The sequence below is a fragment of the Corynebacterium sp. MSK035 genome, from assembly GCF_030232615.1.
Lineage (GTDB): Bacteria > Actinomycetota > Actinomycetes > Mycobacteriales > Mycobacteriaceae > Corynebacterium > Corynebacterium jeikeium_D.
On record NZ_JASPJP010000002.1, the window covers coordinates 133461 to 150061 of the forward strand.

Sequence of the window (16601 nt, forward strand, 5' to 3'; positions counted from 1 at the left end):
GTTTTAATTACGAGCGCGACCGGTCATGCTGCCAGTCGCGATACCAGCATTAGTCCAGATCGTCGTGTGCCATCAGCTGACGAGCAGCCTCAGTAATCGAGCCAGACAGTGACGGGTAGACGGAGAAGGAGCTTGCCAGGTCATCGACGGTGAGCTGGTTGGAAACACACACCGCAATTGGCAGAATCAGCTCCGAGGCAGTCGGAGCGACCACCACACCACCGATAATCATGCCGGAGTTCTTACGGCAGAACAGCTTGACAAAACCGTGGCGCAGCGAGCGCATCTTCGCACGCGGGTTACCTGCCAGTGGGAAAACCTCAACGCGAGCGGAGACCTCACCGGACTCAATCTGAGCCTGGGAAACACCGACAGTCGCAATCTCTGGGCGGGTGAACACTGCCGACGAAACGGTGCGCAGGCGAATCGGAGATACGCCTTCACCGAGGGCGTGGTACATCGCAATACGGCCCTGCATAGCTGCAACGGAAGCCAGCGGGAACAAGTCGGTGCAGTCACCGGCAGCGTAGATACCCGGCACGTTGGTACGGGAAACACGGTCGACGTGAATATGGCCAGAAGGAGTCAGTTTTACGCCACTTGCTTCCAGGCCCATATCCGCGGTGTTCGGAATCGAACCGACGGTCATCAACGCGTGGGAGCCGAAGACCTCACGGCCGTCGGAAGTGACGACGCGAACGCCGCCGTCCTCAGTGCGTTCGACAAGATCACAGCGGGCGTTCTTCACAACGTCCACACCGCGCTCCAGCAGGACCTCCTCCAGGGCATCTGCAGCGTCAGCATCCTCGTGCGGCAGGATGCGGTCACGCGAAGCGACCATGGTGACCTTCACACCCAACTCGGTAAACGAGGATACGAACTCAGCACCGGTAACACCAGAACCGACCACAATGAGGTGCTCCGGCAGCTCCTCCAGTTCGTAAACCTGACGCCAGGTCAGAATACGGTCACCATCAGGAATCGCACCCGGCAGAATGCGCGGGGACGCACCGGTGCTGACCAGCACCAGGTCGGCTTCAAGAGTGACCTCGCCGCCCTCGAGCAAGTCGACGGTGACGTAGTGAGTTACACGGCCCGGGTCGTGGTCATCGAGGCGACCGCGGCCCTGCAGCATCTTGATGCCCTCACGCTCCATCTGCGCGCGAACATCGTCGGACTGCTGCTGAGCCAGGCGCTTAACGCGCTCGTTGACCGCAGTGAAGTCGATTTTGCGCTGGGAAAAGTCCGGACGCAGACCCATCTCGTCCGCACGACGCATATCGGTACGAACGCCCGTCGCCGCGATGAAGGCCTTAGAGGGAACGCAATCCCACAGGACGGAAGAACCGCCCATCCCGGCATCCTCAACCACAGTGACTTCAGCACCGTACTTGGCGCCAACCAGCGCTGCTTCGTAGCCGGCTGGGCCGCCGCCAATGATTACGATCCTCTGTGCCACAAATCCTCCAAAGTTGCCGTGGATATCACAATGTAACTACCGCGGGAGGCATTTTCCCCGCTTTGCCCCCATAGTCTAACGGACAGTCATGGTTGACTGCGCGCCGTCCTCATAGCGAGCAACAATGCCAGCGAAGAGTTTCACACCAACGCCCAGGCAACGCTCGTCCACGATTAGGTCATCTCGGTGCAAATCGTGCTTGTCGCCGCGGCCGGACCAGCAGCCCAAGCGGGCCATCGCGCCCGGGACGTGCTCGAGATACCAACCGAAGTCCTCGCCACCGGACGACTGTGGGGCCTGAATGACAGCATTCTCGTCCACTCGTCGCACTGCTTCCGCAATCAGGGCGGTGCAGTATTCGTCGTTAAGCACAGGCGGCACGCCACGCTCGTAATTGATGGTGCACTCTGCGCCGGTCGGGGCGAGGACTTGTTCAATGAGTTCGCGAACCAGTGGATCGATGTCGCGCCAGGTCTTGATGTCCGCGGTGCGCAGGGTGCCGCTGACGCTGCCTTCCGACGGAATCGCGTTGTGTGCATACCCGGAGTGAACGGAGCCGAACGTGAGCACGGTGCCAGTGCGTGGGTCGACGCGTCGTGACAGCAAGCCGGGCAAATCGACAATCAATTTGCCCAGCGCATAGACAACATCGGCTGTCATCTGCGGACGGGAAGTATGCCCGCCCGGGCCATGCACCTGAATCTCCAACGTGTCGGCCGCAGAGGTGATGGCACCTGTTCGAACGCCGACGTGACCGACGCGCAGCTTCGGCTCACAGTGGACGGCAAAAATACGCTCAACGCCATTGAGCGCACCGGCAGCGATAACCTCGGGTGCACCGCCAACCATGACCTCCTCGGCGGGTTGGAAAATGAAACGCAGCGGCGTCGGCAACGTGTGCTTCTCGTGGTACTCAGCCATAGCCAGAGCCGTCGCGAGCGTAATCGTGGTGTGAAAATCATGCCCGCAGGCGTGCATGACGCCATCGTTGGTGCTGGCAAACTCCAGCCCCGTGGTCTCTGTAATTGGAAGCGCGTCTATATCGCCGCGGAAAGCGAGACGCCCCGGCAATTCACCTCCGGCTTCGCTACCGGCGAGTTCATCTTCACCAATGTCGACCATCAAGCCGGTGTTGGGAAACAGCACTGGTTTCAGCCCTGCAGCACGCAGCTTCTCCTCCACAAAAGCCGTGGTGGCGTGCTCCATGTGAGATAGCTCTGGGTGCGCATGAAGATGCCGCCGCCACTCGAGAATCTCGTTCGCGTGCTCGGCCCACCAGTGCTTAATAAACTCCTCAATCACAATTCTCCAGTGTAAGCGCTCCACCGACAGGCCGTAACAAGAGGCCTACCGACGACTGCGCCAGCGACAGCAGTGGCCGGCAAGCGTTTGAATATCAGCGCCAGACGTACACATGACCAGGGGCCACTTCTTTCACTTTGACCCCTTCAATTATCAGATGTTTCACATTTTGAGGAAGTCTGCGATGATATTAGGCATGTCCGGCAATGGCACACCTAAGTCTCTCAGCATCCCCATCATCATCGTGGCCACCGCACTCGTGGTCGTCATCGGCATCGCCATCGGCCTGTCGCTGAACAATAGTGATGAGCCCCAGCGTCCGGAGGTCCCCTCCTCCTCGCAGCCGACGTCGCCCAGTTCGACACCGCCGTCCTCGACGAGTTCGACTTCTACGAGCAAGACGACCACCACGACGACAACTACGTCGAAGTCCTCCGAGACGTCGTCAAGCACGCCGAGCACTTCGACATCGTCCTCGTCGTCAAGCACGCCGAGCACCACGTCTTCGCCATCCACGACGACGAGCTCTGAGCCGACAACAGCTCCGGAGGGACAGGACTTCGGCACTGGCCGCTCCGACTTGGACGGCCTGGGCTTCGTGGGCAGCTCCGCACGCTGCGACAACGGTGACCGCGCCTTTGCTGTTATCGCCGCTGAACAGGGAATTAAGGCTGCTGCTTGTGAGACGCGCTCCGGCGAGAAGTACTACCGCTCGGATACACCACAGGGTTCCGGATCGATGGACATCATCGTCGATGAGGGCGACCGCGTTGTTGCACAAAACGGCTCGTACAAGTACCAGATGTCCCCCGACGGAGTTCTTGTGACCAAGGACAACGAGGTCGTCAAGAAGTACGCGGCAGAAGCCTGGGGAACTGCCTAAGAGATTAATTTAAAGATCAATGTTGCGGGGACCGTAGAGACGGTCGCCCGCATCTCCCAACCCCGGCACAATGTAGGCATCCTCGTTAAGATCCGGGTCCACCACAGTGGTGACAAGACGCACCGGGAAACCGGATTCCTTCAAGGCGTCGACACCCTGCTGTGCAGAAATGATGCACACGGCCGTGATGTTGTCCGCTCCGCGATCCGCCAACAGCTTCAGGGCATGCAGCAGTGAACCGCCGGTTGCCAGCATCGGGTCGACCAGGAAGACAGTGCGCCCGGACAGATCCTCCGGCAGCGCCTCGAGGTACGGCACCGGCTCATGAGTTTCCTCATTACGAGCCAAGCCAATAAAGCCCACCTGCGCATCCGGAATCATCGACAGCGACGGATCGATCATGCCAAGCCCCGCACGAATGACGGGAACAATAATCGGCGGATCCTGCAGACGGTAACCCGGCGCGGTAGTGATTGGGGTCTGAACATCGAAGTTATCGACGGGCAGCTCCCGGCTTGCCTCGTAAATCAGCATTGCGCCCAGATCGGCGAGTGCCGCACGGAAGCCCGCGTTATCAGTGCGCGCGTCGCGCAGAATGGTCAAACGTGACTGTGCCAAGGGATGGTTGACAACGGTAATCTCCATGCCTTCCAAAATACATTGCTTTGCTTTTGCCGCTCTGGTGCCGGCATCGCAAGTTTCTGAAAACGCGTTCCCAAAAAAGATGGAACCGAATCGGCCTTTTTCGCGCCTAACAATACGAGGGCTTTTTACTGCGCCCCATTTGCGTAAGCCCGCTTACTACCAAACCACTTGCCGCTCAGCCGCCGTCCGAACCCCGCTAGCCGTTCAGCCACAGCACTGAGTGTTGAACCACACGCGAATTTCCTAGAGAGGCCGTCAACATTGTCCCGTCCATCACCACACAGTTCCCACAGCCAATCGTTTCTCTCTCCGACCACTAGCGGGAATGACTCAGTCTTTACGCTGGCGCCAGAGCTTATTTCTGCCGATGCCACGCGCCTTGACGCGTTGTCGCAGCAGGTCAGCGGCGCTGACTTGGGCATCAGCGCACTGCTCTCGCTTGGCGACGTCCCGTTTGCTGGGCCCTTCTGTCACGCTGCAGCCACTGCTCTACAGCGCCAGCATGAGCATGTAGCTGAGCTGAATGAGTACGGCACCAGCGCTGCTCGTGCACTGAACGCTCTTGTCTCTGCGGTGTCCACTGCTGAAGATGCCGGCGCATATGCGCTGCAGTCCATCTCACCGAAAATGGGAGCCGTTGCAACTCGCGGAATGGGCGGTGCGTGATGCTTCCCACCAATCTACTTACGGAGGTCCCCACCGCGATTGCACAACAGCTAAGTCCTGCCATCGCACCCGCACTGGCAGGACTTGCCGGGGCCGCAATACCCGCCGCGAGTACCGCCTGGCGCTCAGTGGCAGATTCCGTTGACCGCAACTGGGGCGATGGTGCTGGTTCCGGAGCAGGGGCCGCGGGAACAAGTCTCAAACGGGCTGCAAATGCGGCAGCCGACTTGGAAACTCGCGCCGGAACCATTGACAGTGACATTGCCAAGGGGCTGGCCTCAGTAATGTCAGCGGCCACTGATTTGGCCCGGATCGCCATGGATTTTGTCACTTCCGCCATGGGCTCGTTGACTGCGACGGCTGCGGGGCCCGCTGGTCTCGCCGCGACCGGCGCCAGCCTAGCCTCAGCGGCCAGTTCCGCGATCTCCCAGGCCATTGCGCGGCTCATGAAACTAGAGCAAGAACTGCGACCTCTGGTGCAGTCGCTGATACAGCAAGCGAGTACCGCGGTGGACACCCCTACCCCACCTCACTCGGCACAGTTGGAGGCCCCAGGTACCACTCAAGCCGCCCTCGCTTCTACGTCTACGAACACCCCAGGATCGGCTAGCGCTACCGACGCTGCAGATGGTTCGGAGGCGTCGTCCGATTCGGGCAGCGCGCCGGTACCTGCGGATGCTGGAGCTGGCGCGCCCACACCAGAGGCCCAAGCTGCGGTGAAGGCTGCACTCAGTGCCGTCGGAACGCCCTATGGTTGGGGCGGAAATACTCCGGGGCAGGCGCTCGATTGTTCAGGCTTAACGCACTGGGCCTACGGGCAAGCTGGTGTTGATATTCCCCGCACGGCAGAAGCACAGGCCGTCGGCAGACAGGTGAGCCAGGATGAACTGCTACCTGGCGATCTTGCAGTGTGGGACGGCCATGTCGCCATGGTTATCGGTGACGGAAAGATGGTCGAAGCGGGCGATCCGGTGCAGGTAAACCCCGTGCGTACGACCAACATCGGCATGCCGTTTAAGGGGTTCTACCGTCCGACCGGATAGTGCGGTGGGTATCTGCGTCGTAAAACTTCTAAGATAGGAATACGCAAACTTGCCACCCGTGGGGGCGCTGCAGGTATGACAATTTTTGAGTTTTAATAATCACCAACAAGCAGAAGGGCTGCGACGAAAACTATGGCCAGGAAAGGCATCGTTCCTATCGAACTCGAGCTGACCTCGGGCACCTTTTACACGTTGTGGGCTCCAAGCTGGCGTGAGGGTGGCTCCGAGTGGCAGGCTCTGCTCGGCCGCGGTGATGACATCTATTTGTTCTCATCGGCGGCAAAGCTCCTGGCTTTCCTACAGTCGGATGCTCCTCACGACTTCACGCAGCACCCCAGCTGGCGCAACTTCAACCAGCAGCTACCGGGAGCGGCCATCGCGGCACCGCGCCACCGCTATGACCTGATTGGACTGCCAGAGATCCTGGCCGGCCGAGCCGACTACGACCATGTTTCGCGCGCTGATCGCATTCTTGCCATCACTCGCTCAATTGGTGCGATCGCGGATCTCACTCCAATCAACCAGATGTTCGCCTCTCACTCTGTCCTGGCTGCCACGCAAAATGGTGCTGATCACTTCCAGGGCAGTGGCACCGCTCAGTGGTCGGCTATCGGCAGTGTCATCTTGACCAACTGGGACAGCTGCATTGACGCTATCGACGCCATCGGCGCAAATACTCCGAGCATCGATGAAGAGTCCGAAACCACTGCTGCAGCCGCATTAAAGGAAGCGGAGGCCGCGGAGCGTGAGCGTCGTGAAGCAGCAGAGAAGAAGCGCGAAGAGGAAAAGAAGTCCGCAGAGGAGACCGCCGGCGATCCGTACGATCAGACAGTGTGGGCCAACGCTGGCATCGACCCGATCAAGATCTCCATCGCTGGCCGCACGCTCTACACCTTGCGTTGTTACATGGGGCGTCGCCCGCTATTCCTGGGCAGCGCCGGTGAGATTCACACGTTCTCACAGCCCCGCACGATGGTGCGTTGGCTGCTGGAGCACAAGCATCACGACATGTCGGCGCTGACGACGTGGGACGAAATCATCACCGCCGCCAACGCAGGTGAGCTAGAGGCCGTGGTGCACGAGGACAATGAGTACTCGTTTACCGGCCTGGCCGAGGACATTGAAAAGGGCCCGAACGCCGTGGACACCGCCCAGCTCGCCCGCGCGTACGAGCTACTCGCAGACGCCGCTGACTGGGCTGGCGATGATGCCGTGAACGAGGTACTGGCGGGCAACCAGCAGCTGCAGTGGCTGCTGAACTTCCTGCTGGACACCGGCGAGCTGTCCGAGCCAGTGCCGCCTTACGACGATGAGGCTGAGGGCTGGAGGCAGCTGGAGAAGGACTTGGCCGCTCGGTTCACGACCAAGATCTAGCTCCTCCCAGCAAAGCTGGCCGGCGCTGGCTAGTCCAGCGTCAGGTTCAGCTCATCTTCGGCACCGAAACCCGCACCGTTGACATCAGTCTCGATGTCTTCGTCGCTGTTGTCGATAAGCTGCAGGTAAGCGGGGTAAATAATGGTGTCCATGATGTGCTCGCGGGTCGGCAGATCCACGAATGCATTGTTTAGCGCATTCGAGGTCAGTTCGAACAGCTCGCTGTAGCCGTAACCGAAGTTCTCCACCAACTCCATGCACTCCCGGGTCATGGAAGTCGCACCAATCAGACGGTTATCCGTGTTGACCGTGCAGGCGAAACTCATATCGTCGAGAAGCGAGAACGGGTGATCCGCAACGCTGTCACAAACACCAGTCTGAACGTTGGACGTCGGGCAGATTTCCAGCGGAATCTGGCGGTCACGAATAGCGGAGGCAACCTCCTGGCATTCGATGCCCTCGAGGGAAGCACCGAAGTCCTCGTAGATGCGCACGCCGTGACCCAGGCGGCGAGCACCTTGCACGACAGCATCCTGCAACGAATCGACACCGGCGTCTTCACCTGCGTGAATGGTGACCGGAATGAGGTTTTCCCGCAGCATGGTGAATGCTTCGGCATGGTTAGCCGGCGGGAAGCCATTCTCCGGCCCAGCGATGTCAAAACCGACAACGTACCCGTCGGAGTTCTTCCCGTAGTTGTCGATCACCAGCTGTGCGACTTCCTTGGAACTGTCATTCTGGCGCATCGCACAGACCAGCAGACGTGCGGTGATGTGCTTTCCCTCAGCGGCGGCATGGGCTTCACCCTGCGCCAGGCCTTCGACCAGTGCGTCGATGACAGCCTGCATATCCAGGCCCTTTTCCAAATGGTTTTCCGGAGCCAGGCGCAGCTCAGCGTAGACGACGTTGTCGGCGGCCAGATCCTCGACGGCCTCACGCGCCACGCGCGTCAGCGACTCAGCGGTCTGCATGACGGCGCAGGTGTGCGCGAAGGCGGTTAGGTAGCTCGGCAACGAGCCAGAGTTGCCGGTGTCAATGAACCACTTCTCCAGTTCATCCACGTCGGTGGTGGGCAACTGATCGGTGTAACCGCAGTCCGCGGCCAGGTCGATAACGGTCTGCGGGCGCAGGCCGCCATCGAGGTGATCGTGAAGCAGTACCTTGGGCAGGCTGGCGACAACCTTGCGCATCTCATCGAGATTCGATGCCGAAGACTGTGTGTCCAGAGACTGAGCATCACTGTGCAAAGAATTAGTCATAATGGCCAGACTATCGGTATTGTGCCCTCCGCTTCTACTTCACTGCCGGTGAATCGTAATTCTGCTTTGTACAAAGGCTTCCGCTCCCCCGTTTTCCCCCATCCACACACGACGAATACGTCATTTCGGGTGACGTTTTACTACCCTTATCTCATCATGTTTCCCTCTCGCCGCTTCTCATCTGCCGTTACGCTGCTAGCTACCAGCGCTCTGCTTCTGCCGAGCACCGCCCCCGCAGCCATGGCGCAGAGCACCTCGCTTACCGACGACGCCCCGATTGTCGGTCCCGCACCTGATATCCGTGACACGGAGGGCTGCCCCTACAAGACCTTTCCACCAGCACCAGTGGATTCCTCTGAGGTTCCGGCTCCCGGCGAAACATCTCCCGCTCCACTTCCGGTTCCTCAAAAGCCGGCTGGAGGTAGCAAGATGTCCGCCTGCGGCATTGTCAGCGGTGAGGGGTTTGACGTTCCGAAGGACCTCTCCGCCTCTGCATGGACGGTGTTCGATTTGAAATCCGGCGATGTCCTTGCGGCGAAGGACCCGCACGGCCGCTACCGTCCGGCATCGATTATTAAGGTGCTGCTGGCGATGGAGGCAATCGAGAATTTGAAGCTCGACACCCCAGTCAAGGCGACCTTCGAGGACGCGAACATGGAGGGCTCTCGTGTCGGCATCGTCGAGGACGTGAACTACTCGGTAGAAACGCTCCTGACTGGTCTGTTGCTTAACTCCGGCAACGACACCGGCCACGCCTTGGCTCGCGAACTTGGTGGCATGGATAAGACCACAGAGAAGGTCAATGCCCTGGCAAAGAAGTTGGGGGCGACGGATACGCGAGTGGTCAACCCGACTGGTCTCGATGCTCCGGGACAGATGACGTCGGCATACGACATGTCACTGTTCTTCCAGCACGCATTCAACAATGAGACCTATCGCAAGCTCTCGGCCACCCGCCTGGCCACCATCCCCGGAGACAAGGCTCTCGAGGTCGATGACTTCGAAATCGCCAACGACAATCAGCTGATTGCCCAGGACTACCCCGGCGCCCTTGGAGGCAAGACTGGTTTTACCGACGATGCCCGTCACACCTTCGCTGGGGTGGCTGAGCGCGATGGCCGTCGTCTCGGCGTCATCGTTCTCGACGTCACTGTGGAGGATTCACCGCGCCCCTGGGAGCAGGCGGCATCGCTTCTCGACGCCGGCTTCGCGGCACCGCAGGACAGCTCTGTCGGTGTCCTCGAAGCGGAAGCGACTGAGGATAAGTTGGTAGAAAAATTGCCCGATATCCTGGACAACGAGTCAACAGGAACCGGGCTAAAAATTACTGTCAGCGCTGCCATCGTAGGTGTCATCGCATTGATTGCGATGGTCACCTACCGCTTCGGCAGACGCGATCGCGGCTAATTATTTCGAACCGAGCAGGCGGTTCAATCCGGACGGGTTGGCCGCTTCCGCACGGACGTTAATGACAGCAGGAGCAGGTGCATCCAGCTCCTCGTCGGCAAGCGCTTCTTCGGTCGTCGCCGTCCAGGCGGTGGCGTACATAGTGATGCGCCAGATGAGGTAGAAAACGACCATCAAACCGATGACCGGACCGAAAACTGCACCGGCCGGGTTCGACAGGGCGTTGGAGAAGAAAACGCTACCGAGCTGCTTGACAACCTCAAGGCCAATCGCACCGATAATCGCACCCTTTGCCGCAGAGCGGAACGGGGCGCCCCCGCGCGGCAGGAAAGCGAGCATCCAGAAGAACAGCAGCCAGTTGGCGACGAGACCAATGGCGATGGCAATCAATCCCGCAATAATTGTGATTCCCGGGACATGAGCCAGACCAATCTTGTCCAGCAGGGACTGGGTCAGTCCGGAAGAGCCGGCTGCGGTGACAGCGAAGGTCAGCAGGATCATAATCAGCATGCCCAGCAGACGCAGCAGGTCGCGAACCTTTCCCACCACGAAGTTGCTAGCGCCCAGCGGGCGCTTCCACAGCTGTGTCACTGCGTTGGAGAGGTTGCCCATCCAACCAAGACCCGACCACAGGGTGGCAATGAAACCGACGGTGAAGACGCCACCTGCCTGATCGATCGCGCCTTCGATAATTGCGTTGATGGTGTCGCCCATCGACCCATCGATGGAGTCGGTGATAGCGGACTGGATTTGCTCAAGCAGCTGCTCATTGCCACGCAACACAAGCGCGAGGATGGCAAATGCCGTCATGATTAGGGGGAAAATCGACAGCACGGAGAAGTACGTGACAGCGGCGGCAAAAAAGTTGCCACCCTGCTCGGAGTAGCGCTCCTGCATCCGCATAACGTGATCGAACCACGCCCACTTTTCGCGGAGGCGGTCGATTGCGCTCGGTTCATCGGCGTGTACACGCTCGATGCCATAGCGGTCCGTTCTCTTCGGATCTTTTTGAGTAGAGGTTGCCATGTCCCCTACCTTAACGTGCCAGCTTTCGGTACGGAGACTGAAGCGCAGAGTCTACAGCTGAATTACCGGTTGGCGGCCTTCAGGAACCCGACGCGCTCGTACACATCTGCAAGTGTCTTGGCGGCAACTTCACGGGCGCGGTCTGCGCCTTCGGCCAGGATCCGTTCCAGCTCACCGCGATCAGCCATGAGCTCCTCATAGCGTGCACGCAGTGGCGTGGTGAATGCCTCCAGCGCATCTGCGGTATCGGCCTTCAGCTGGCCGTAGCCAGCGCCTTCGTAGCCGGCAACGAGCTCGTCGACAGGCTTGTCGGTCAACGCCGACTGAATGACCAGCAGGTTGGAAACGCCCGGCTTGTTCTCACGGTCGAAGCGGATCTCTCCGTCATTGTCAGTAACGGCCGAGCGAATGCGCTTGGCGGAGACCTTCGGGTCGTCCAAGAGGTTAATAATGCCCTTCGGATTTGCACCCGACTTGCTCATCTTCGAGGTCGGATCCTGCAAGTCGTAAATTTTCGCGGAGCCTTCCATGATGTGTGGATCCGGCACCACGAAGGTCTTCTTGTAGCGGGAGTTGAAACGCTGCGCCAGGTTACGCGTCAGTTCGAGGTGCTGGCGCTGATCCTCCCCCACCGGCACCAGCTGCGGGCGGTAGAGCAAGATGTCGGCAGCCATCAGCATGGGGTACGCGAACAAACCAGCGGAGGTATGTTCCGCGCCCTGACGAGAGGACTTGTCCTTGAACTGCGTCATACGGCTGGCTTCACCAAAGCCAGTCAAGCAGGTCAACACCCATCCGAGCTCCGCGTGCTCGGGCACATGCGACTGCACGAAGAGCACCGACTTCTCCGGATCAATACCGAGTGCAATCAGCTGTGCGGCACCTGCGATAGTGCGCTGACGCAGCTCCTTCGGATTCTGCTCGACAGTGATGGCGTGCAGGTCTGGAATGAAGTAGTAAGCGTCGAAGTCATCCTGCAGATTAATCCAGTTCTTCAATGCACCCAGGTAGTTGCCCAGGTGGTAGGAATCTGCGGTCGGCTGAATGCCGGACAGAACGCGCTGCTTACGAGCACTCGGTGCAGGATTAGTTGCCTCAGGACCCTTGCTTTCACTCATAGCCAATAAGTCTAGCGCGAGGCCCGCAGTTGAGAGTCGACGACGTACCCGTTTCGACAACACCACGGGCTTTGCAGGAAACCGACTGCCAAAAGCTAGCCCCGACGCCCCTCGTCCCCCTGCTCCACAAGCATTCGATCGGATAGCAATTTGACGGTGCGCGCCGCAGCGGCTGGCGATTCCTCGGGGTACAGTGCGCGCACCAACGTGATCGCTGGGCGAATGCCGTGCTCAGAGAGAACACGGCGAACACGCTCACGCTCCCCCTGGGTCAACTCGAGCGGGGCTACGGGTGGCCTGCGGGTGTAGGACACGACCATCACGGCTCCCAGCAGAACAATGAGTCCTAGGGAAATCCACAGTGGCCACGCGTAGGCAAAAGACAGCACGATAAACGCAACAATGACACCGGAAGTCACGACCACTGGGACATTGACAGCAGTGCCAGGGTCGTTCTGCAGACTCCGTGCGATGGCTTCCAAATCGGCCATCTGGTGCCGCTTGTTATCGCTCTCGCCGTTTTTCACTGGGGATGTCCTCTCCTTTCCTGGTCCGCACCGAGCTCGCTTCAAGTCCCGCGCAGATTCGCGCTTGGGTTTTACAGCGGCTGAAGTCCCATCAGTCCTTCTTCAAATATTAGGCGCTCGCGTCCCAAGTGCCGAACTAACCCACAGGTATTATTGGACTAATTCAATTCTCTTATCCGTCAGGAGTCCCATGCTCGCTGCCATTGCGGTTGCCGTCTTCATCCTGCTGGTCCCAGGCGCAGTTCTCGGTTGGGCCAGTGGGCTACGTCCCACGCTCGCGTTGGCATCTGCCGGCCCATTAATGCTGGGTGTGACCGGTTTTTCCGCATGGTTGTCTCACGCGCTCGGGCTGGATTACACCTGGCTCTTCGTGGCCGGCATGTGGGCATGGTTCTGTGCTATTGGCTATCTGGTGCGCAGATTCGTCCCCCGAGCAACGCCCGAAGACGGCTTCGATTCCGGCGTTGTCACCGCGATGATTGTCGTCGGAGTTACGGTAGTCGGCTCGATGCGCGCCATGCTCGTGCTTAACGACGTCCCTGGCGGCCCCGGCGCTATCCGCGAAGCCTGGGACATGCTCTGGCATACCAACTTCCTCCGGTTCATTGACGAGCATGCAATAGCCTCGCCCACCGCGGCCGGTGACCTGATGAATCAGGAGACCGGGGCCGAAATGTTCTACCCCACCGGCTGGCATGCCATGGCGGGGCTGCTGCCCGGCTCGGTCTTCCTCGATTCCAACGTGTTTGCGTTCTTGGCCCCGGCGCTGCTTGTTCCCGCAGCAACTGCGGTGCTAGCCCGCACCGCAGTTGGTCCTAAGTGGGCGGCCTACGCCGGTCCCGCAGCTGCCGTCGCCACGCTGATGCTTCCGGAAATTTGGGTGGCTCTTTGGCGCACCTCCTCCATGCCATATCTGCTCGCGGTGGCCGCTTTGCCGATTGCTGCGGCTTTGACCATGCGGGGCTATATTGTCCCCGCTGCGCTTGCCCTGGTCGGCACGTTTATCACCCACCCGGCCGGCGCAATTGCTGCCGTGCTCTTTGTTGGCTTGTGGTTGATTACCCAACCGAGTGTCAGCGGCCTAGTTCGCACGCTAATTATCGGCGCGCTCGCTCTGGTGATGACTCTCCCGGCGGCTTTGTCCGCGAGTGGGCAAGGCGAATCCGTTGCGGGCTTTACCGGCCAAATTGAGATTTCCCGCTCCGAATCACTGTGGCGAACTCTGATCGGGTTTTCCCGCTATGCTGACGAGCCCATCTTTTCCCGGACTGTTCTGGTTCTTGTGCTCATCGGCCTGGTAGTGGCGCTGGTCTCTCGCCTGCCAGACAGCCCATGGGCGCCGTGGCCGGCACTGGTTTTCGGGCTGCTCTTTGTGGTGTCCGATAGTGCGCAGTCCCGTTGGTCTGAGCCGTTCGGCACCTATCTGAAGTTTATTGGCACTTTCTTCTACGACATGCCGTACCGCATGCAGGCGGTTATGGGAATTCTGCGCGCAGTACTGATCGGCTACGCAGTCGCGGCTGCCGTTGTCGCGATTGTGGCTGTGGCGCAGTGGATCGTCGCAAAGCGAGATCAGCCGACCAAGTCGTGGAATCCTGCGCTGGCGATGGGGCTCGTAGCGGCACTGGCGATTGTGCCTGCGACCTGGGCGAGTGGGCCTGCTCAGCGCGAGGCAATTCGCCAGAGTTTCGGAAGCACGTTTGTGACCGCTGCGGACATGGAAGCTATTGATTGGCTGTCCGCACAGCCGCATGCGTTTGAGGGGCATATTCTCAATGACCGTCGTGACGGTTCTGCGTGGATGTATGCCATCGCCGGACTGCCGACCCTGTTCCGCCATTTCTCCTTCTCTGACAAAACTGCCGAGGCGAGCAACAAGCTGCCGATAAACGTTGACCTGCTGGGCTCACATCCAGAGTTCGATGCCATGGCGAAGAAATTGGGAGTGCACTACATCATTAGTTCCCCGCCGGGTGTGAACACGGATGGCACGGAGGCGCTGTCGATGCGTTCCTGGGCATGGCACGCGCCGGGGCTCACGCCTGTGTATCACAACAGCTCGGTGATGATTTTCGCGGTCAACAAGATGTTTTCACCGGAAGAGTTGCACGCTGTTGTCAACAGTTCCCCACACCGCCCGGCGCGCCCCAATCCGCTGTGGATGCCTCCGCGCCAGCCAATCGTCCCCTCCCCCGACGAGGCTGTCGATCCGCTCGCCGGCGCGCGCATCACCGTCGACTCTCGCCGCGAGGCCATCGAGGCTATCAACGCCGACCTGCCTCGCGCGCTGCGTTTGAGTGGGGATACTTCCGCTCACATCGACAGCATCGTGCAACGCGCCAGCGACAAGCTCCGTCAGCGCGGCGCAATCGTTGGCGCGCATTCGCTTGCCGACGACACGGCGAGCGCAGCCACCGTAATCGTCGGTCGCTCATCAGAGGGGCAGACCCTTTCTGGGGATAACATCGGCGATCGTGGCTTTTCGGTATCCGCTGTGGTGAAGTCTCTCGAACCTGAGGACGATGCTCCTGCCGATTGGCAGTTGGCGGCGGGTGTGCGCGACGGAATGGTGTACCGAGGTTTCAATCCGCACAGCAGTTACAGCACAAACGGGGTGCCAACCGAGTTTCGCACCGGCCTGGCGCCGGCAGTGGCGGTGAACCAGAGTTCGCGGCCGCATGCGCCGACAATTGCGCTATCGCTGGGAGCGGTGGGCGCTGAAAAACTCACCCGCGATTTGGCCGACCCCGCTATGCAGGACAAATGGGCCGACGCCATCGTTGACGGCATCGCCTCCATGTTGCGGCAGAACCGGCATCTCGTAACCGCTCCCGAGCCTGAGATAATCCCAGAGTTCGCTGACGTCGGAGCACACTAGTCCGCTCGGGTTTAGGCGTATGCCGGGTTTAGGCGTACTCCACGATCACCGGCGCGTGGTCCGTCCAGCGAAGGTCGTAGGCGGCAGGCTTATCCACTACCGAGCTGACGGCACGCTTGAGCATTGGTTCGGTTACCGCCTGGTAGTCGATGCGCCAGCCGGCATCGGTATCGAACGCCTTACCGCGGTAGGTCCACCAGGACCAGGGGCCGTCGGCCTCTGGGTGCAGACGGCGAGTGACATCAAACCACACCGGATCTGCATTGAGCTTCGGGGCCTCCCACACAGAACCATCGGAGAAGGCACCGGATTCCAGCTCCTTTTCGCTGGCCTGAACCTGCGAATCCTGGGGAACCTCATCGGGCCAGCAGCCGAAGACCGAGTCCATCCAGGCACGCTCCTGCGGTAGGAAACCGCTCTTGCGGCGGTTGGTCTTCCAGTTCTTCAAATCCTGTTCGCGGTGGCAGATGTTCCAGTCGCCGCCGATGACTGCGTGGTGACCGTCGCGCCCCTTGGCACCCAGTTCCGCCAGGTAGTCGGAGAAGGCATCGAGGAAGCGGTACTTCTCATCCTGCTTCTCGCTCAGGGCAGCACCAGAGGGCAGGTAGAGGCTGGCAATCTGGACATCCACATCCAGGCCGGTGTCCGCTGCCGGGGCAACACCACTGATAAACCGACCGGATTCTTCGAACTCCTCGGAGCCGATGCCCACCTGGACGTCGTTAAGCGGAAAGCGCGAGAGAATGCCCACGCCGGCGCGCCCCTTGGCACCCAGGTTTTCAGCGCCGACCCAATGCCATCCGGCATCGAAAGCGGGCGCGAGGGCCTTGCGTGCCTGGTCGTCGGTGGCGCGGACTTCCTGCAGCAAAACGACATCGGAACTGGTGTGCTTCAGCCACTCCAGCAATCCCAGATTGGTTTCGCTGCGCTCCTTGACGGCGGCGCGGATGCCGTTGACATTGATTGTCGCGATTGTAAGGCTCATGCCCTCATACGTTACCTATGCGTGCACTA

14 protein-coding genes are annotated in these 16601 nt (G+C 60.0%); 6 read left to right on the plus strand and 8 right to left on the minus strand.

What is annotated here, in order from left to right:
- Window positions 1–49 precede the first annotated feature (49 nt).
- A complete protein-coding gene (locus QP978_RS01925) occupies window positions 50–1459 on the minus strand; it encodes an NAD(P)H-quinone dehydrogenase (RefSeq protein ID WP_016422155.1) in 1410 nt (469 codons plus the stop codon).
- A 75-nt stretch (window positions 1460–1534) separates the two neighbouring features.
- The gene (locus QP978_RS01930) at window positions 1535–2761 is read right to left on the minus strand and encodes a M20 family metallopeptidase (protein ID WP_049171968.1); all 1227 of its coding nucleotides are present in this window, start codon (window positions 2759–2761) and stop codon (window positions 1535–1537) included.
- A gap of 196 nt (window positions 2762–2957) precedes the next feature.
- Here QP978_RS01930 and QP978_RS01935 point away from each other — a divergent pair, with 196 nt between their 5' ends.
- Window positions 2958–3644 (plus strand): hypothetical protein, encoded by a 687-nt coding sequence (locus QP978_RS01935; RefSeq protein ID WP_141747466.1) that lies wholly within the window; start codon window positions 2958–2960, stop codon window positions 3642–3644.
- Between the two features lie 9 nt (window positions 3645–3653).
- Here QP978_RS01935 and upp read toward each other — a convergent pair whose 3' ends face one another.
- Window positions 3654–4289, minus strand: a complete 636-nt coding sequence (gene upp, locus QP978_RS01940; RefSeq protein ID WP_049171962.1) for a uracil phosphoribosyltransferase — start codon at window positions 4287–4289, stop codon at window positions 3654–3656.
- Between the two features lie 261 nt (window positions 4290–4550).
- Here upp and QP978_RS01945 point away from each other — a divergent pair, with 261 nt between their 5' ends.
- From QP978_RS01945 to QP978_RS01955, 3 genes are all read left to right on the plus strand, one after another.
- Window positions 4551–4955, plus strand: coding sequence for a hypothetical protein (locus tag QP978_RS01945; protein WP_070429820.1), 405 nt, complete (start codon window positions 4551–4553; stop codon window positions 4953–4955).
- Window positions 4955–5998 carry a C40 family peptidase gene (locus tag QP978_RS01950; protein WP_049171958.1) on the plus strand — a complete coding sequence of 348 codons (1044 nt, stop codon included), beginning with the start codon at window positions 4955–4957 and terminating at the stop codon, window positions 5996–5998. Before QP978_RS01945 ends, QP978_RS01950 begins: the two co-directional genes overlap by 1 nt.
- Window positions 5999–6130: 132 nt before the next feature.
- Window positions 6131–7372, plus strand: coding sequence for a SatS C-terminal domain-containing protein (locus QP978_RS01955; protein ID WP_284856779.1), 1242 nt, complete (start codon window positions 6131–6133; stop codon window positions 7370–7372).
- Between the two features lie 29 nt (window positions 7373–7401).
- Here the strand turns inward: QP978_RS01955 and QP978_RS01960 are convergent, their stop codons facing one another.
- The gene (locus QP978_RS01960; RefSeq protein WP_284856780.1) at window positions 7402–8631 is read right to left on the minus strand and encodes an adenosine deaminase; all 1230 of its coding nucleotides are present in this window, start codon (window positions 8629–8631) and stop codon (window positions 7402–7404) included.
- Window positions 8632–8787: 156 nt separating this feature from the next.
- Here QP978_RS01960 and QP978_RS01965 point away from each other — a divergent pair, with 156 nt between their 5' ends.
- Window positions 8788–10038 (plus strand): D-alanyl-D-alanine carboxypeptidase family protein, encoded by a 1251-nt coding sequence (locus tag QP978_RS01965; RefSeq protein ID WP_193394157.1) that lies wholly within the window; start codon window positions 8788–8790, stop codon window positions 10036–10038.
- On the opposite strand, the gene QP978_RS01970 is transcribed toward QP978_RS01965, so the two are convergent.
- The 3 genes from QP978_RS01970 to QP978_RS01980 form a co-directional block, all read right to left on the minus strand.
- A complete protein-coding gene (locus tag QP978_RS01970) occupies window positions 10039–11064 on the minus strand; it encodes a YhjD/YihY/BrkB family envelope integrity protein (RefSeq protein ID WP_284856781.1) in 1026 nt (341 codons plus the stop codon). It lies immediately after the preceding gene.
- Window positions 11065–11126: 62 nt separating this feature from the next.
- On the minus strand, window positions 11127–12182 hold the full coding sequence (gene trpS, locus QP978_RS01975; RefSeq protein ID WP_049171954.1) for a tryptophan--tRNA ligase: 1056 nt from the start codon (window positions 12180–12182) through the stop codon (window positions 11127–11129).
- 95 nt (window positions 12183–12277) lie between these two features.
- A complete protein-coding gene (locus tag QP978_RS01980) occupies window positions 12278–12709 on the minus strand; it encodes a hypothetical protein (protein WP_016422144.1) in 432 nt (143 codons plus the stop codon).
- Window positions 12710–12899: 190 nt separating this feature from the next.
- Between QP978_RS01980 and QP978_RS01985 the strand changes: the two genes are divergently transcribed.
- Complete coding sequence (locus QP978_RS01985; RefSeq protein ID WP_284856782.1) at window positions 12900–15587, plus strand: DUF6541 family protein; 2688 nt, start codon at window positions 12900–12902, stop codon at window positions 15585–15587.
- Window positions 15588–15615: 28 nt separating this feature from the next.
- Here the strand turns inward: QP978_RS01985 and QP978_RS01990 are convergent, their stop codons facing one another.
- Complete coding sequence (locus QP978_RS01990; RefSeq protein WP_070566178.1) at window positions 15616–16572, minus strand: exodeoxyribonuclease III; 957 nt, start codon at window positions 16570–16572, stop codon at window positions 15616–15618.
- Between the last annotated feature and the right edge of the window lie 29 nt (window positions 16573–16601).